This is a genomic window from Rhizobium sp. H4 (assembly GCF_003013335.1).
GTDB lineage: Bacteria > Pseudomonadota > Alphaproteobacteria > Rhizobiales > Rhizobiaceae > Rhizobium > Rhizobium sophoriradicis.
The window spans coordinates 1-15,939 of sequence record NZ_PSOW01000022.1; the positions used below are offsets into that span (position 1 = coordinate 1).

Sequence of the window (15,939 nt, forward strand, 5' to 3'; positions counted from 1 at the left end):
CAGGTTGATGTGTATTTGACGGAGAGACCGGCGAACAAAACGTTCCAATCACGACAAACCTGACAAAAGTGGCGGATGCCCGACATTTGCGAGAAATGTCGACGGTTGCGCTGGGGACAAGGGAATTCACGTGGACTTCAAATCGCGCCAAGGATCATGTGCCTGTTCGTGGCTAAGGGGCGTTACCCGGAAAATCAAAACTCGCGGAGCTCTCCGCTATTCCATATCGCGCCGCGATATCTTCGAGCGCTTCCTGAAAGACGGCCGCGTCGAAGTGGACTCCACATGTTGAGCGGGCAATCAAGCCCCAGGCGTTAAGAAAAAATAGCCTGTTTGCTGAAGGTGACGAGGGCGCGACATACTCCTCATCTGATGATGTCTATAAAAGAGGATTTTGAACCGGATCCTGAGATATCGGACGCCGGGATCGCCTGGCATCGGCTTCGCGGCGCACGGTTTCGTGTTGAAGGTCGGAAAGCTGGATGATCCACGGCGCTCCGGTGCATAACTGGCGAGCGGGAAGGACACCGCTGCTGACCATCCGGTAGGCGGTAGCTCGACTCACCTTTAGAATGTCGGCGGCCTCGTCGAGGGTTCTCTCACCGCGTTCGGCCCGTTCACCTTCTCGATAGACGGAGATGCCGTGGATGTTGCGAAGACTGCAGACGTGGCTTCGCGTCCAGCTGGCGCCATGCCCTGTCCGCTTGCCGGATCGATTCAAGATCGCTGCGATCGACAAATCGGGCAACTGCCTCGCCAAGTTGCGAACGAGATCGACAACATCAGCCTTAACTGCCCAGCGGGTCTGGCCGATCTTGTTTTTCTTCACCGTCATCCGGGTGTGATCGCCACCCTGCCAATGAATGACGAGCGCCAATGTGTCGTCAACGGTATCGACAATGATTTCTTTGATCAGCAGCCGAATGATCTTTTGGCGTGTCTCGATAGACGCGTCGGGACCTGTGCCATGCCTTACTATAGATCGCTACCGAGCATCATCAATCTTGTACGGTCGTCGGCCGATAAAGCAGGCGTGTTACGGTCGGTCGAGAGCATCTCGAACTGGACCTCGAGATCACGCAATAGGATCAGCTTCTCATTCCAGCGCCGCTCCAGTTCGCCGGCGACCAACCGATTGCCCGGATCGACAGCATCATACTGGCGGCGCGCCCTGGCAGCCTCGTATTGTGCTTGCTTGATTAAGTTCTCGAGTTGCTGTTGATTGTCGCTATGACGCTGCGTGTGCGCCTCCATTGCCCGCAAGGCCGCCTCGATTCCCGGAGGTTGCAATCGCTCGAGCACCTCCTGCGCCACGGCCCGATCGACCCGCATGCCGCCGAACCCGATACAGTTGCCGACCGCCATGGCGCCGAACGTGCCGCGACAAACATATCGCTGCGCCGCCTTTCCCGGAGTATTGAATGTGCAATCGGCGACCGCAGCGACCGCAACGGAATAGTCAGGCAACAAAGCTTGGCGCGCAGTTCAACGAGTTTGGTTGCCGAAAGGCGCGGCGCAGCTACGATCTCGATCGAACTTGCCGCAGGATCAAACATCCATGCCGGAATTTGAAATGAACCACCGTGTGCCAGAATGAGCAGATAGTGAACGCCTTCGTGCTCATGGCTGCCGGTTACCAAGACGGTTTGGTCAACCAGTGGATGGAAGGGATAGGTGACCCTTGCTTCAAACGTCGGAAATCCGGCATTATGAACCCGGCTCGGAAGGCGGCGGCAGGACTTGGGCGACGATCGCGACGCTGCTTCAAACTGCATTTTGCCGCGCGCGGCAAAAGCACGTTTATACTGACCAGCAAACTATGCCGATTAACCGACTTTGCCAACGTTTCCGGCACCATAGCAGCCGCCTAGTCGGCATAGCTTAGGGTCTCTCCGTCGCGAAGGAGAGGACACATGAACGCAACTCAGGATCGCATCGCCCTATGCAGGAAGCTAGTCTACAGTCCACATCGGGACGACGATGCACGTGGCACTCGCTAAGCCTGTTTCGGGATCTGATCGACTGGCATGTCGGCAATGGAATACTCCGCAGGATTTAAGCGAGGTTCACGTCGACCGCTTCCCTGAGCATCGTTTCAAACACTGGAGACCCGACTCGGGCGATTGATCGGCGCTCCGCCGCTCGCCTTTGGCGTTACGGGAGAATGGCTTAATACCGACCGCGCTTCCTATTCAGCGCAGTGAGCACGAGAAGATCGACGATGCTGGCCGGTCCCAAAAACGGGATGGCAGCTTCTAGAAGTCGATTGAACGGACCGGTCGGGACCGGCGTCCGCACGCGGTGCCCCACGGTCTGTGGGCCTCTGAATTCTGTTCTGCAGGTAAAGTCAGCCGACGCCGTCGCGTATCGCGACTTTGGAGCTCGTTGGGTTCGCTCGCCAGCCCCTTCCTCATGCGATGCGGCTCCGCCCCTTGCAAGAAACGCTCCGGCGTCCCAATACTTTTGGCTTTGCTCGACGGCGCTGTATCCCGCAGCTTCGATAGCCTTGCTCCGAAACGCTTCCTGCGGGGTCGTCAACTCCTGCAGTCAGGCGCCTTCCGCCGCTGCGTTATGATCCGTCGGAGCCAGACTTTCAGCGGCTGTTTCCGCCGCTGACTTTATGGCTGCGGACCCTCACGGTTGAACTCTCCAACCCGGATTAGTGCCGGTCGAGTTCGGCTTCGACCTTCTTGCGACTGTTGCCTACGTTCTTCACGGTCTTCTTCACCGCTTCCTTGGAAATGCCTTCCTTCCGGGCTTCGTACTTCACCTCGTGATCCTGACCACCTGCGACGCGAGCACGATCCTGGCTGCGGGCTTTGGATGTGGTTGCCATGGTGAGATCCTCCTAATGTCGGTCCTTACGAACGGGCGCCGATTCAATAAGTTCCGGCCTCCGTTATGGTGAGGCGCGCTTCGGCGATGTCGCGGACGCGCTGCACATGGCCTCGGGCGAGATGGTTCACTTCGACGATGAGATCGCGCAAGGCATATCTGCGACCGCAGTTAATCAGTAGCGGACAATTCTTCCCAGGCAGTTGGTACGGCTCGTCGTGTGCCTATGAGCAAACCCATGGATTGATTGTCATAGAAAGCAGGACTAGAACAACAGCGCTAATGCAGGAGCGCTCGGCATCCGAACGCAGAACAAGATCGCGGCGGAAGCCACGCAAGAGCGTCGTCTGCGAAGAGAAACCAAGCGGCTCGGCAGGTTGCGGCTAACCTCTGACCGAGTCGGCACCACGAAGGAGCCAACCCATCGGGGACAGATCCCCCTCAGCCGCTACATCAACGTGATTTGGAGTTTGGAATGGATCAATTTGCTACCGCCGACAACACCTCCGCAGCCGCTCGTCGCCGCGAAGCCAGGATTGCGAAGGGCTACAGCCTTGAGGACCTGGCCATCGCCACCGGACTTACGGTCGAGGAAATCGCAGCGGCCGAGGAACCCCTTCAGATCGTGCCTCAGCACCACCTCGAGCGCATTGAGCATGTGATCTCATAGCTTCCGTCGCCACCGGCACGCGGTCCCGGTTTAGGGGCCGCAGTCAACCACGGAGGGCGCGGAACGAAAGATCGATGCTCTATGGGACGTCCTAGGCGCATTGATGCTCCGCTTCACGCCGACAGAATGCGCAAACTACTTCAGGGCTGCTGGATATGAGCCGGATTGAACAGGATTTGCTCTAGTCGATATTGCGTCCAATTGAAGTGTCATCCGCCATTTTAAGATAACTGCAGAATCACTTAAAGAGAACATGGCACCAATGATCGCACAAACAACCGGTCCGCTTCTGCCAACCGACGCAGTTCCGATTGTCGCGATGTTCTTCTACGATATGGCGCAACTATCTGCTCGGTGGCTTAGGTAAGCCACCGCCGTTCGCGGCTTGTGGCTACTCATCCTGCCGGGCTGCGCTGTCCGTCGCGTCACGCGCCGCACCCAATCGATCGCGATGCTGATGCCAATGCGGAAGCGCTTGGACGCCGCCCGGCACCACACCCCTCCTGTATCACCGCTTCTACAACTTCTCGCGGTTATTCGAAACAGGTCTCGCCATCCAGCTCAGCCTCCTGACCGGCCAGAAGGATGAATCTGATTTGCGTCATAGGGAATCCTTCTCACGGGTCTACCTAAAATCATCCCGCTCTAAGCTTACGCGCACAACTCGCGGTTCAGCATGAACTCGCAACATCTGTTTTACGGTGCGAGGGTCATACCTCGATGCGATCGTCAAGCAGCCCGATCTGTCAAAGCCGCGACTATCTCTTCCAATGCAAATCTTAGGCTATCACTCAGCTTTCGATCTTTTTGCCAAACGACGACGTAGTGATATGTTGCCCCTGGCTGAAATTCGCGGAATGCAACGTCGAATTCAGCATATTCGCTCGCAATGATCTCGTTCGTAATCGAAACGCCGATCCCTGCCATGACATAGCCAATGTCATGGCCATTGGCGTCATATTCCACGGCGATGTCAGGAGCGGTTCCCATATATCGAAGGGCATTGACGCTCATTTGGTGAGAGGCAATTTGCGGGTCGATATCGATGATCGCCTCACTAGCAAGATCTTCGGCAGTGACAAGCTGCTGTGCCGCAAATCGATGGTTGGCCGGAAAAAGACATACGTTGGTGGCCGAGCCGACGGGCACCCAATCAAGAATGCGCTCATCAAGAGGCAATCGGGAGATGCCAAGATCCGAGCGGCCGTTTAACACATGATCTGCAATCTGCTCATAAGTTCCTGATTTCACCTGAACGGCGTAAGAGCGGCTTCTCTCCCGAATCCTTTTGACCACTTTCGGCAAGGTCGCGAAGGAGAAAGCGCTTGGCGCCGCGATGCCGATCATTCGCGTATCGTTGTTCCGCAGGAAGTCGATTGACGGTCCGATCCGATCAAGTCCGGCAAACGCCGCGTCGATTGTGCGTAGAAATTCCCATGCCTTGACGGTTGGCACCAGTCTGTTGTTTTCCCGGCGGAAGAGCGCGAAGCCGACAGTCTCCTCTAGCTGCTTGATGTTTTGGCTGACCGCCGGCTGGGTTATTCGCAACATCTGCGCTGCGAGCCTTTCCGAGCCGGCGCGCATAACCTCCCGCAATATTTGAAGGTGGCGGATCTTCACTCCGGAGTCGGTGACGTCCATGGCCGGGAATCTCAATCGTGGTCGAGCGACGCGCCTCATAAGCTGCGCTTATCAAAACTTCCTGAATCTTATAAATTGACGGCGGCAAGTCAAAGTATATTTTTGACATACGCCAAACTTAGAGCGCCGGTTAAGCTAATGAATCCAATCTACCCTCGGTTAAATCTCGGCAAGCCCTTTGTATATGTCGGGAGAATACCTTTCCTATTTCGGTGCGCTCGCAAGAATATTGGAGACTTGCATTGTACGCATTTGTAGATCAATTTTTATCTGGATTGAAGAACACACTTTTAGTGTTTGCCTTGAGCTGCGCTTTCGGGACCCTATTAGGTTTGCTTATTGCCGTTCTCCGCAACTCGACCCGTAAGTCGGTTTCATCGTGCATGCGGGCCTACACGGGCATCATCCGGGGTGTTCCGGAACTTCTGATCATCCTCCTGACGTATTTCGGCGGAACCGCCCTTTTGAGCGCGATTGCCGGTGGCTACATCGAGATTAATGCATTTGCGGCCGGTGTCGCGGCACTGACCGTCGTGTTCAGCGGGTACGCCGCGGAAATATTCCGTGGTGCGATCAACGCGGTTGCACCAGGCCAACGAGAGGCTGCAGCGGCGCTCGGGCTTTCGAACGCGCAGATTTGGTTTCTGATCATCATTCCCCAGATGATCCCGATCGCTCTGCCGGCATTCTGTAACCTTTGCATCTCCTTGATAAAGGATACATCGCTGATTTCCGTCGTCGGGCTGACGGATGTCATGCGCGTCGCCTATATAGGCGCAGGCTCACTGCGCGCTCCACTCCCCTTCTATCTCGCAGCGTCTGCAATCTACCTCGCCCTCACAAGCCTGTCCCTTCTTTCGTTCCGGTTATTGGAGCGCCGCTATTCGCTCCCGGCGATGAAAGGTTGAGGCAATGAGCATGACCATCGCGCTTGAAGCGTTTCTCACCCTTCCCCGCGGCCTTCTTCTCACTCTGGTTCTGACATTCGCATCGCTTGCCGCAGGCTTCGCCGTCTCGGTCCCGCTCGCCTTCCTACGGGCATCATCAAATCCGTGGGCTTCCGCGCCCGTGCTGGCATATACCTATGCGTTCCGCGGCACGCCACTTCTGGTTCAGCTTTTCCTGATTTACTACGGGATTGGCCAGCTTCCCCTCGTCCGCCAAAGCTTTCTATGGGCCGTGATGCGAGAGCCGTTCTGGTGCGCCTTCATTGCTTTCACCCTGAACAGCGCCGCCCATACGACAGAAGTTCTGCGCGGCGGGATCCAGGCGGTCCCGCGTGGGCAGATTGAAGCGGCCAAAGCCTTGGGCCTTTCCCGTTTCCACACTGCCCGTCTTATCGTGTTCCCTTTGACCCTCAGGATCGCTCTTCCCGCCTATGCAAATGAGGTGGTTGGAATGCTGAAGGCAAGCTCCCTTGCAAGCACCATCACGCTGCTTGAGGTGACCGGGCTCGCCCGACAGCTGGTGTCGGAGACATTCGCCCCATACGAGGTCTTCATTGCCGCGGGGGCTTTCTATCTGCTGCTTACCCTCTTGATCACGCAAGGTTTCCAGATGCTGGAGACGCGTTGGACGCCGACGGCAAACCGTCCACCGCCGGCGCAACCTGTACCTCGAAGAGCGAACGGAAAGCCGCCTCTCGCCTCGGCTGAAACTTGACGCCAGCCCACATCCCGGACGCCAACAATCAAACTCAGCAATGAAAGGAACATCGTCGTGAAACGAACACTTCTGCTTGCCCTGTCTCTTGTCGTCTGCGCCAACAACGCGGGAGCAATGGACAGGAAGACACTGACAATCGCCTCTGAAGGTGCTTCGCCGCCCTGGAATGCCATCACCCCCCAAGGGGAGCTCGCCGGCTTTGACATCGACGTCGGCCGCGATCTTTGCCGGAGGATGAAGTTCGAGTGCACTTTCGTGCCTCAGGACTGGGACGGAATCATACCGGCGCTCACCGTTGGAAAGTTCGATGCCATCATGTCGGGGATGGCGATAACTGAGAAGCGGAAGAAATCTATCGCTTTTTCCAAGCCCTACGCCGGAGGTTTCAACCAAGTTGTCATACGCAAAGATCTCAATCTTCCGCCCACGGATACGTTGGCCGAGCTCGACCTCACAACTATCGACCCTGAAAAGCAGGCAAAGATCGAGGAGCTTCGAGCCGCTCTCAACGGCAGAACTTTGGGCGTATTGCGATCATCGAATTCGGAAGCGGTGCTCAATGAACTGTTCGGAAAGGTCGCGACGATCAGGAGCTACGATTCCCAGGACAACATGCATCTCGATCTCGTGGCTGAGCGCATCGATGGCGGTCTTGCCGACTATTTCACCTGGAAAGCCTTCCTCGACAGCACGGATGGCGGGATTGCGACGCTCTACGGCCCGCGGCTCTCCGGTGGCCTGTGGGGCCCGGGTGTCGGCGTCGGGCTCCGGCAAGATGACGGCGAACTGGTTGCGGCATTCGATAGCGCCATCGAGGCCGCCACGAGCGACGGAACCCTGAAGCGGCTGAGCGAGCAATGGTTCAAGATCGATGTTTCGCCGCAGACATCGAACTAGACACTGGCTTTCCGACACGCATTTCCCCCGAAGCCATAGTGCGTGAGCAGTCGGCAGTCCCAAAGATCGAAGGTAGACCATATGTCCGCACCCTTTTCCATTGCTGTCACCGGCCAGTCGCTCATCCGTCATGATCTTCGAACGATCGGCGATCCACGGCTCGCTGAGATCGCCGAGATCCTCAAAGCAAGCGATGTTGCCTTCACCAATCTCGAGACGACTATCTATGGTCGTCATGGTGGATGGCCGCTCAAAGGCAGCTATTTCGGCGCTGCAGCGCCGGATGTCTTGGCGGCGTTGAAGGAGCTCGGTTTCAATAGCCTGGCTCTGGCGAACAACCATGCTTTCGATCTTGGACCGCCGGGGATCCTCTCGACGCTGGAGGAGGTTGCGGCACACAATTTCCTGCATGCCGGCATCGGCCACAACAAGCATCATGCTTCCACGGCACAGAAAATGACGTTCGGATCCCGAAATGTCGCGCTGATTGCCATGGATGCCGGGCCAGGCCCGTCTTTCATGTACGCCGAGGACGCAACTGAGGGCAGGATAGCAAGGCCCGGCATCAATAGTCTGAAAGTCTCCAGGGTATTCGACCTGGAAGCGGGAACATTCAACTTGCTTCGCTCCATTCAGGAGCGTCTTCTAAGTTCGCCCTTGGAGCGCGCGAATTATGCCCAGCCAGAGGATCCGCCTGATCTTCATGGCCAAGACGAAATTGATTTCTATGGAACCGTGTTTCGCAGATCAGATGAGACCGCTCGCCGCATCGTCATGGACCGGCACAGCGCCAGGGCTCACCTTTCGGCGATCGCGGAAGAAGCGGGCCGCGACACGCTCGTCATCGTGTATTTGCATCATCACCATTGGGAGCCGAACTGGCAGCAAGTCCCCGTCTGGGTCCGCGAATTTGCGCACGATTGCGTTAACGCGGGCGCAGGCCTCTTTGTCAGCCATGGCGCTCCGGTCCTTCAAGGGGTTGAGATATATCGGAATACGCCAATTTTCTACGGCCTTGGCAACTTCCTCTTCCATACGGAAAAGGACGAACAGGAATGGAGCCCGCCGGAAGTGTGGAGGAGCGTCATCGCGACCTGCAATTTTGGATCTAGCGGACAGCTGGAAAATGTACGCTTGCGTCCGATTGTGATCGGTGGAACCGAGGCATTATCGAATCCTGCACGCGATCGCCTCCCCTTCCCTGTGCTCGCCGATGGCAGAATGGCGGCAGACATCCTTGACGATCTTGCCGACCGCAGTGCCGGTTTTGGCACTGTGCTTGACCGAGAGAAGAACGTTGGCCAGATCGCTTTTTAGAACCTGCAGTATGCGGCGATAACTCTACGAACCGCTGACCAATTTTTGCGGCCGCGCTCTTGTTGGTCTTTTTATGGGGAAACGTCCTTGTGTTCTTCCATCTCTTCATCGACAATCGAGCTGACGAGGGCAACGACCCGGCTGCGCACACGCGGAGAAAGGAGCAAAACGTCGTCTATCAGACGCCGTCCCTCCGCCGTGGATATGTAGGCAATCTTCCCATCGATCTCTGTTATGAATTGCTGGCCCTGAGTGGTTTCGGGATCTGGAAGGCCTTCGAAAAACCTCGAAACCGGGATCTTGAGGCAATTGGCAAGCTCGTAGAGCATCGAAGCGCTGACGCGGTTCTTACCGCTTTCATATTTTTGTACCTGCTGCAAACTCACCCCGATGCCGGCGCCGAGATCCCCTAGGGAGACATTCGACTGCATTCGGCGGATACGGATTTGCTGTCCGACATGCCGATCGACTGGATGTACCGACTCGCGTGCAACATCCGACTGTTTGGCTTGCGCAGGTCTCGAAGTCCGAACCTGGGCTGCTACATAGCGCTTCATGGTGGTCACCCCGATGGAGAGTTTCACGCGGTGCGCCCCCGCTGAAAACTCGCTCAACCCACTGATCGGGGAGTTAGAGCGCTTCCGTTTTTAGCTGAATCGGAAGGGATTCCGTTTTTGGCTGTTTTGTGATTCAAGATGCTGGCTGGAGTGGAGGCCAGCATCGGATGACTCGACCTCTTTCAAATGATCTTCGCAAGCGTGTTGTTGATGCCATCGAAGCGGGCGAGAGCTGCCGGTCGGTGGCGGTGCGGTTTGGTATTGCAGTGTCTTCAGCGGTGAAGTGGTCTCAGCGCTACCGTTCGAGCGGATCTGTCGCGCCTGGGAAGATGGGCGGTCACCGCAAGCGTGTTCTTGAGCCGTACCGGGCGTTTATCGCCGAGCGAATTAACCAGACGCCGCATCTATCACTGCACGGATTGAAGGCAGAATTGGCAGCACGAGGGGTGAAGGTATCCCACGACACCGTATGGCAATTCCTGCGGCGCGAGGGGCTGCGGTTCAAAAAAAACACTGTTCGCCCTTGAACAGGCACGTGCCGACATCGCGCGGCGACGACAACGCTGGCGGTCCTGGCAGACCGGTCTCGATCCTAGGCGGCTGGTCTTCATCGACGAAACCTGGATCAAGACCAACATGGCGCCACTTCGGGGCTGGGGGCCGAAGGGCAAACGCCTGCGCGGCTTCGCCCCGCATGGCCATTGGCGCACCCTGACTTTCCTGGGCGCGTTGCGCTACGATCGGCTTGCCGCACCTTGTGTCTTCGATGGACCCATCAATGGCGAATGCTTCCGAGCCTATGTCGAACAGCAACTCCTATCGGTGCTCGAACCGGGCGACATCGTCGTGATGGATAATCTCGGCTCCCACAAGTCGGTCGCCATCCGTCAGATGATCCGCAACGCTGGTGCCCGACTCTGGTACCTGCCGCCATACTCTCCCGACCTCAATCCGATCGAACAGGCCTTCGCCAAAATCAAGCACTGGATGCGCCTGGCTCAGAAGCGAACGATCGATGACACTTGGCGCCACATCGGACACCTCGTCACAACCATCGAGCCCAGCGAATGCAGCAACTACTTCGCCAATGCCGGATATGCTTCCGTGAAAACCTGAAACGCTCTAGAACACCGTGCTAGACGGCCCTGTGGCCTTTAGTTCCGAGGAACCTGGACATACGCCACAGGCTCCTCGACCGAAGGTCAAGGAGTGTGGTGCCGAATCGGCCGACACCAACCGCTAACAGGGGGTTCTAATCCCCAAGGCAGCGCGTACTGCCTCGCTGCGAAACCTAGTTGAAATCCGCCCGCCGCGCAACCGAATTCTTTACAAGATTCAATAGCTTCGCTTTACGCGCGGACACTTGTCTCAAAAGCGAGAGGTCACGCTTCGGGCGGTAAAGTGGACAGAAAACCAAAGGAGGTGCGATCAGCGGAACGCCCATTGCGAGGAGTGTCTGCCCACCCTCCGGGAGGAGTATGCCACCGCAAGCTCCGCCCATAGGGGGTCCTGGGTGAAGCTGGAAAAGGGCCCGCAAGCGTCGATAATGCTCATCTTGCCGAACTGCTCGAGAAGCGTTGCAATACCCCCGCGGCTAACTGCATTCAGCAGCGAAAACGGCTCGCACGGCGAGGAGATGATGCGATGGCCCCAAACCCCCGGCCGTTCGTCCTTTGACAGTGCGTTGAGAAGCTGTGTGTCACGATGGTTGTTCCTCAACGCCTCGCAGAATGCCCAGCGCATCAACGGATAATAGATCGTATGCCGACTTCCACCCAGGACACGCACGCCAGGCAGGATCGACGTTACGATGAACATCAGCAGAAGGTTCGGAACGATCCGGCCAGTTCTCAGGGCCTCCACAAGACTTGGCGGCGAGAATTCAACACAGACATCATCTGTCTCCTTCGACCGGAGGACCCTGCCATCCAGCCAAAGTGGAAAAAGCCGCCCTTCAATGCAGCCCCAGAAAAAATGCGTCGAGTTTTTCAGCCAGCCTCGCCAAGCCGTGTCAGCGAGTTGATCGATGCAATGGATGAGGCGCATCGCGAATGCTCGGTCCTCGATCAACGAGGCTCGCAGCCAGGACCGGCCATCGGAAAGGTGGTCCGCGACCAGATCGGCAACGTCGCTATCGTCAAGCTGAAGAAAGTCCACCTGGCTGTCAGAATACCGCTTCCAGAGGCAAAGATTTGCCGCTTTGATCGCCTCTGCCGCCGACTGGAATTCGCCAAGAGGCAAAAGGTCTCGCAAGCAGGAAATTGCCTCCGAGTCATGACCGGGCCTGTCGACGTTTTGAAGATGGAATCTGTAGCAGCCGTTTCTGCCAAGAATGCTGTAGGGGATCATTTTGCTGCGCGACAGGCCGAAGACATTGACTGCATCGCCATCGACGTGGAGCCAGGCCGGACCCTTGCGACCGCGTTCCACGAACTTCACTGTCGAGCAAGCGTAGGAGATATAGGATGTCCTGCCATGCGCGCGAAGTCCCATCAGGGAGAACAGATGGGTGTAAAAGGCGTCAGGCTCGATCAACAGGTGGAGGTGGGGGCCACACTGCAGCACCGGAGCGACTTCGATTTCGGTTTGAAAGCGCGTCACGGCCCCTGCTGAATAACCCTGACGTTGCGCGACGGCCGCCACGCGTGACCGCAATAGAGACATTGCCTGGCTTCGCGCGACGCAGCCCGATTGATCCGATCCAACCGAGAAAGCCGCCTTTGCGTAGTCGTTCAGCGATGCCTGCTCAAACTGACGCAACCAAGGGAATAATTCAAAAATGAGGGTCAACACCTCACCTTTTGAAACCAGGTCGCTATTGGGCGACGTCTCCATCCTCAGACGCACCGGCTTTCCACCGGCGCTCCCCGATCCATGTTAAAGTGAAAGAAGAGCGCGACGGTCACCATCAGCGCCCCGAAGAGGCCGAAAATCCCCGAAGGTGGAATTGCGTCTCCGATCGTCCCGATGATGCCATACGCAAGAAGCCCTATCGAAACACAGATCGTGTGGATCTGGCTTCGCGCCCGCCCCAACATGTCAATCGAAACAGTCGATTGAACCCGTACATCGATCAGGATCCGCGTGACATTGTAGCAGAAGCCAAGCAACACCAGTTGAACGAGCGCGGACAAAAAGCTCTGGAAAACAGGAAAGCCCAACAGAACAATGCCAGCAAGCGCCGCCTGGAAGAGGATGCTTTGTCGTCGCGAACGCGCCCTTCTGAGAAGAAGGGTTGAACAGCCCGCAATCGAACCGAGGGCCCAACCTGCCTCGAGATAACCGAACTCTAGCGCCGACCCCTTGAGTTCGCGAGTGACATATGCGGCGCCCAATACACTCACAAGCATGCCCATCGCATAGGTCAACGCATACATGACGGCGATGGTCTTCAGTGGGTGAACGACGAAGGTCGTCGGCAACAGATCCATCCGACGAATGCTCTTTGCCTGCAAATCCGATCGAGAACGAGAAGGCGGCTGTCGGCCGAGCAGTGCCAGCAGCCCCAACAGTGATAGGCCGAAAAAGGCGCCAGGCAAGATCGACGTCAGATTCATCCCGATGGCGGTTAAGCTGTACCCGGTGACGATAGCGGCGATGAGATTGCCCGCCTGCATCGCAATATAAGACGCCGAATTGAATGAAGTGAGGTTCTTAGGACGCACGATGTCTGGAATGATGGCCTGCAGCGCAGTCGAATAGGTTCTGTCGATGAACGCGAAGATGGTCCACGATAGGCAAAGAACACTAAGTGGGTCACCGAACATGAGACCAATACCCGTTGAAAATATGAGGATCAACCTTGATAAATCGCAAGCGATACAGACGAAGCGACGATCAAATCGATCAACTAGAACGCCGCCAACGTTGCTGGTGAGCAACTCGGCGGCACTGCCGAGCGCCAAAAGGATGGCGAGAGCGCTCGCGCTCTTGCTGACATCTGTCGCAACCCATGCCGCCAGCACGAAGTAGACATTCCGGCCAGTGGCCGACGCCAGAACACAGAAGAGATAGATGCCGCGAGAGGCATAACACCCTATGCCGCTGCTTTTTGTTGCGCCCACTTCATCCACACTCCCTACTGGCAGGTTCATGGGGACATGCTATTCTTCTGAAGAGCTGGCGGCTTTCACGAATTTGATATTATCTCTAGTTCAGAACCAGGCTACTCCTTCCAGAGCGCCCGGTACTCGGCAGGGGAAAATCCCGTCTCTCGGCGAAATCTGGTCGAGAGGTGGCTCCCGCTGGAGTAGCCACAGGCGATGGCGATCTCGGTCACGCTGATCGCAGTCGTGCGGAGAAGGTCGGTCACGCGTTCAAGACGGCGTTGGTTATAGAAGCCATAGGGCGTCGAGCCTTGCGACTGCTTGAAAGCGCGGGAAAAATGCTCGTAGGTCAATCCCGCCTCTTCAGCCAGAGCGCGCACGCTTGGAGGTCGATCGATGTGAGCTTCAATCCGCCCTATCACGCGCTTGAGAACGGTAGGCGACAATCCTCCTCGAGACAATCTGCCAGATGTGCCGGAGCGGCGCTGCAGAAGTCCGAAGATAGCCGCGAGATGCCCTTCCACGATCACACTCCCCATGGAATCGTCGTGTGAAAGTTCTCCGGCAATCTGCCGCGCCAAGCATTGGATCGGCAGATCTCTAAATCCAAGCTCCGGACGCAAGGTGCCGACGCGCGGCAGCTTAGTCGTGAGGTTTGAAAAAAAATCCTGCGTCACGGTTATCATAAGATAACAACCCTCAGCATCCCCTTCATCCCAACCGCTCCAGTGGCAACCGGGCGGAATGTAAACAAGCGAGCCGTCTGGACGCGGACTGAACTCGACTCTTCGTCCGTCCAGAAAGTTTTCGCCGGATGCCGCCGTACCCCTTATGTTGAGGAAGATCAGGTGGTCATCCGCGACAACGTCGATAACCTGTCGCCCGAGACTGCGCCGGCGAACGACATCTGCGCGGGCATGGCTCCAATGGCCTTGCTGGTGAAGGATGATCTCCCCTTGTGACTTCTTCATCCTCTCGGGGTGAATTGATGGAATGATCCCCACTCGACAGCTGCTCCCTTGAAAAACCGGTGTGTTAGCGACCCTACCTCACCCCAAGTTGTCAACAAGCCAGGCTTTAACCTCAGGTCGAATTTCATGTCAATTTCATGAAAACCAATCAAAATCGTGGATGCGAAAACATGACGTTCGCGATCATCTTCTGCCGACATCATCGCTGACGGCACAATCTTTTCGGGATGCGCGATTTCCCTCCTGAATCCCAACAACGCGATGGTGCGAGAGAAAGGCAGGCTTTCGCATGCGTGAATTTGCCGACTTCATTGAGGAGTGCGACTGCGCCCCGCGCCTTAACGAGCTTTCTGAGTTTTTTTCGACCACCGCATCCGGTGAGGCCGGAATGCCTATCCGTCCGCCTGAGCTCGATCGCCGCTTGTTCCCAGTGGACATGACGTTCAGGCGCTTTTCAGCCCTTCATCCGCTGCGCCAAGGTCCATTCGATAAGCACTACTTGAGCAGCATACCCTACCGCCTCGAAGAGGAGTGCCGCATAGGCGGCGCGATCCTCAAATACGCGCGGGCCAGAAAGGGTCAACTGCAACTCTACACGCTAGGTACAGCCGAGGGGACGATGGCTCGTGTGATCGGCGAACTTGGCAAGGGCAGGATAGAAACACTGTCATGCAGTCCCAACGTCGAGAACCTTAGAAGCTTCTATGCCTATGGCGTTCCTCCTCATGCCATGTTTTTTCACGGACCATTTCATCATCTGACATCGCAAAGGGTCCAAGAAGACGTGGAGCTCCGAAAGTTTGGCAGCGGTTTCGATATCATCCTCGAGGACACGACTTTCCAGATGTATTCGCCAAATCGCTTCGATCAGATCCGTTTCGTCTCGCAGCATCTCAAGACCAACGGGCTCTTCATGTTCGTCGAGAAGTTCAGGCATGAAGACGACGAGGAATATCGCCGGCGGGAACGCCAGAAGGACCATAGCTTCAAAGCTCGCTTCTTCAGCGCGTCAGATATTCGCGCGAAGGAAGAGACGGTGCTGACGCGAATGGATCGAAACGAAGTCACCCTTTCGGAGATGAGCGAAACACTACGCCGGTTCTTTGGACACTCATTCGTCACCTGGAACAGCGGCAATTTCTACACGCTTGTCTCCAGCAACAGTCAGCAGAATCTCGACCTGTTCCTATCGAAGCTGTCCCCACCCGCGATTCCGGCAGAATATGTCTATGCGGACCTTCCTTACCGCCTTTACCCGGAATCCGAAGCAAGGCGGCTATCGGGGCGATCCTGGACCCTTTAGCGGCTCCTCATCTTCACCGTCGCGTGAGCGCAACTGC

At 56.6% G+C, this 15,939-nt stretch carries 15 protein-coding genes and 4 pseudogenes; 9 read left to right on the forward strand and 10 right to left on the reverse strand.

Annotated elements, in window-relative coordinates; genetic code table 11:
• Positions 1-208: 208 nt before the first annotated feature.
• Positions 209-398, forward strand: a pseudogene (locus tag C4N04_RS31660) (transposase); the annotation flags it as partial.
• On the opposite strand, the gene C4N04_RS27335 reads toward C4N04_RS31660, so the two are convergent.
• From C4N04_RS27335 to C4N04_RS27365, 4 genes and pseudogenes are all read right to left on the reverse strand, one after another.
• Positions 380-877, reverse strand: a complete 498-nt coding sequence (locus tag C4N04_RS27335) for a helix-turn-helix domain-containing protein (RefSeq protein WP_010005427.1) — start codon at positions 875-877, stop codon at positions 380-382. The pseudogene C4N04_RS31660 and the gene C4N04_RS27335 overlap by 19 nt on opposite strands.
• A 98-nt stretch (positions 878-975) precedes the next feature.
• Positions 976-1,467 (reverse strand): ATP-binding protein, encoded by a 492-nt coding sequence (locus tag C4N04_RS27340; RefSeq protein ID WP_225882825.1) that lies wholly within the window; start codon positions 1,465-1,467, stop codon positions 976-978.
• A 74-nt stretch (positions 1,468-1,541) separates the two neighbouring features.
• Positions 1,542-1,775, reverse strand: a pseudogene (locus C4N04_RS32310) (DUF5372 family protein); the annotation flags it as partial.
• 884 nt (positions 1,776-2,659) lie between these two features.
• Entirely contained in the window at positions 2,660-2,836 is a 177-nt protein-coding gene (locus C4N04_RS27365; protein ID WP_004668584.1) for a DUF3606 domain-containing protein, read from the reverse strand.
• Positions 2,837-3,310: 474 nt separating this feature from the next.
• Here C4N04_RS27365 and C4N04_RS27370 point away from each other — a divergent pair, with 474 nt between their 5' ends.
• Positions 3,311-3,505, forward strand: a complete 195-nt coding sequence (locus tag C4N04_RS27370) for a hypothetical protein (RefSeq protein ID WP_010068053.1) — start codon at positions 3,311-3,313, stop codon at positions 3,503-3,505.
• Between the two features lie 58 nt (positions 3,506-3,563).
• Positions 3,564-3,674, forward strand: a pseudogene (locus tag C4N04_RS27375) (IS630 family transposase); the annotation flags it as partial.
• A gap of 209 nt (positions 3,675-3,883) precedes the next feature.
• Here the strand turns inward: C4N04_RS27375 and C4N04_RS32315 are convergent.
• Both C4N04_RS32315 and C4N04_RS27380 read right to left on the reverse strand, forming a co-directional pair.
• Positions 3,884-4,061, reverse strand: a pseudogene (locus C4N04_RS32315) (IS630 family transposase); the annotation flags it as partial.
• A gap of 173 nt (positions 4,062-4,234) precedes the next feature.
• Positions 4,235-5,146 carry a LysR family transcriptional regulator gene (locus C4N04_RS27380; RefSeq protein ID WP_042120104.1) on the reverse strand — a complete coding sequence of 304 codons (912 nt, stop codon included), beginning with the start codon at positions 5,144-5,146 and terminating at the stop codon, positions 4,235-4,237.
• Positions 5,147-5,388: 242 nt separating this feature from the next.
• Here C4N04_RS27380 and C4N04_RS27385 point away from each other — a divergent pair, with 242 nt between their 5' ends.
• The 4 genes from C4N04_RS27385 (at position 5,389) to C4N04_RS27400 (ending at position 9,025) form a co-directional block, all read left to right on the forward strand.
• Complete coding sequence (locus C4N04_RS27385; RefSeq protein ID WP_016737469.1) at positions 5,389-6,054, forward strand: ABC transporter permease subunit; 666 nt, start codon at positions 5,389-5,391, stop codon at positions 6,052-6,054.
• A 4-nt stretch (positions 6,055-6,058) separates the two neighbouring features.
• Positions 6,059-6,808 carry an ABC transporter permease gene (locus C4N04_RS27390; RefSeq protein ID WP_016737468.1) on the forward strand — a complete coding sequence of 250 codons (750 nt, stop codon included), beginning with the start codon at positions 6,059-6,061 and terminating at the stop codon, positions 6,806-6,808.
• 57 nt (positions 6,809-6,865) lie between these two features.
• Positions 6,866-7,708: a transporter substrate-binding domain-containing protein gene (locus C4N04_RS27395; RefSeq protein ID WP_011053397.1), complete on the forward strand. Its 843-nt coding sequence runs from the start codon at positions 6,866-6,868 to the stop codon at positions 7,706-7,708.
• Between the two features lie 81 nt (positions 7,709-7,789).
• Positions 7,790-9,025, forward strand: coding sequence for a CapA family protein (locus tag C4N04_RS27400; RefSeq protein WP_004668595.1), 1,236 nt, complete (start codon positions 7,790-7,792; stop codon positions 9,023-9,025).
• A gap of 71 nt (positions 9,026-9,096) precedes the next feature.
• Here the strand turns inward: C4N04_RS27400 and C4N04_RS27405 are convergent, their stop codons facing one another.
• Positions 9,097-9,582 carry a helix-turn-helix transcriptional regulator gene (locus C4N04_RS27405; protein ID WP_018247165.1) on the reverse strand — a complete coding sequence of 162 codons (486 nt, stop codon included), beginning with the start codon at positions 9,580-9,582 and terminating at the stop codon, positions 9,097-9,099.
• A gap of 167 nt (positions 9,583-9,749) precedes the next feature.
• Here C4N04_RS27405 and C4N04_RS27410 point away from each other — a divergent pair.
• Positions 9,750-10,698, forward strand: a protein-coding gene (locus tag C4N04_RS27410; protein ID WP_106797502.1) for an IS630 family transposase whose coding sequence is annotated in 2 segments (ribosomal slippage) — positions 9,750-10,085 and positions 10,087-10,698 — 948 coding nt in all. Because the reading frame shifts where the segments join, the coding sequence is not laid out codon by codon here.
• Between the two features lie 312 nt (positions 10,699-11,010).
• Here the strand turns inward: C4N04_RS27410 and C4N04_RS27420 are convergent.
• The 3 genes from C4N04_RS27420 to C4N04_RS27430 all read right to left on the reverse strand — a co-directional run bounded on the left by C4N04_RS27420 (position 11,011) and on the right by C4N04_RS27430 (position 14,599).
• Positions 11,011-12,417 (reverse strand): hypothetical protein, encoded by a 1,407-nt coding sequence (locus C4N04_RS27420; protein ID WP_016737467.1) that lies wholly within the window; start codon positions 12,415-12,417, stop codon positions 11,011-11,013.
• Positions 12,418-12,419: 2 nt separating this feature from the next.
• On the reverse strand, positions 12,420-13,676 hold the full coding sequence (locus tag C4N04_RS27425; RefSeq protein ID WP_097592254.1) for an MFS transporter: 1,257 nt from the start codon (positions 13,674-13,676) through the stop codon (positions 12,420-12,422).
• Positions 13,677-13,747: 71 nt separating this feature from the next.
• Entirely contained in the window at positions 13,748-14,599 is an 852-nt protein-coding gene (locus C4N04_RS27430) for an AraC family transcriptional regulator (RefSeq protein WP_210293994.1), read from the reverse strand.
• 289 nt (positions 14,600-14,888) lie between these two features.
• On the opposite strand from C4N04_RS27430, the gene C4N04_RS27440 reads away from it, so the two are divergent.
• Entirely contained in the window at positions 14,889-15,902 is a 1,014-nt protein-coding gene (locus C4N04_RS27440; RefSeq protein ID WP_097603305.1) for a class I SAM-dependent methyltransferase, read from the forward strand.
• Positions 15,903-15,939: the final 37 nt, after the last annotated feature.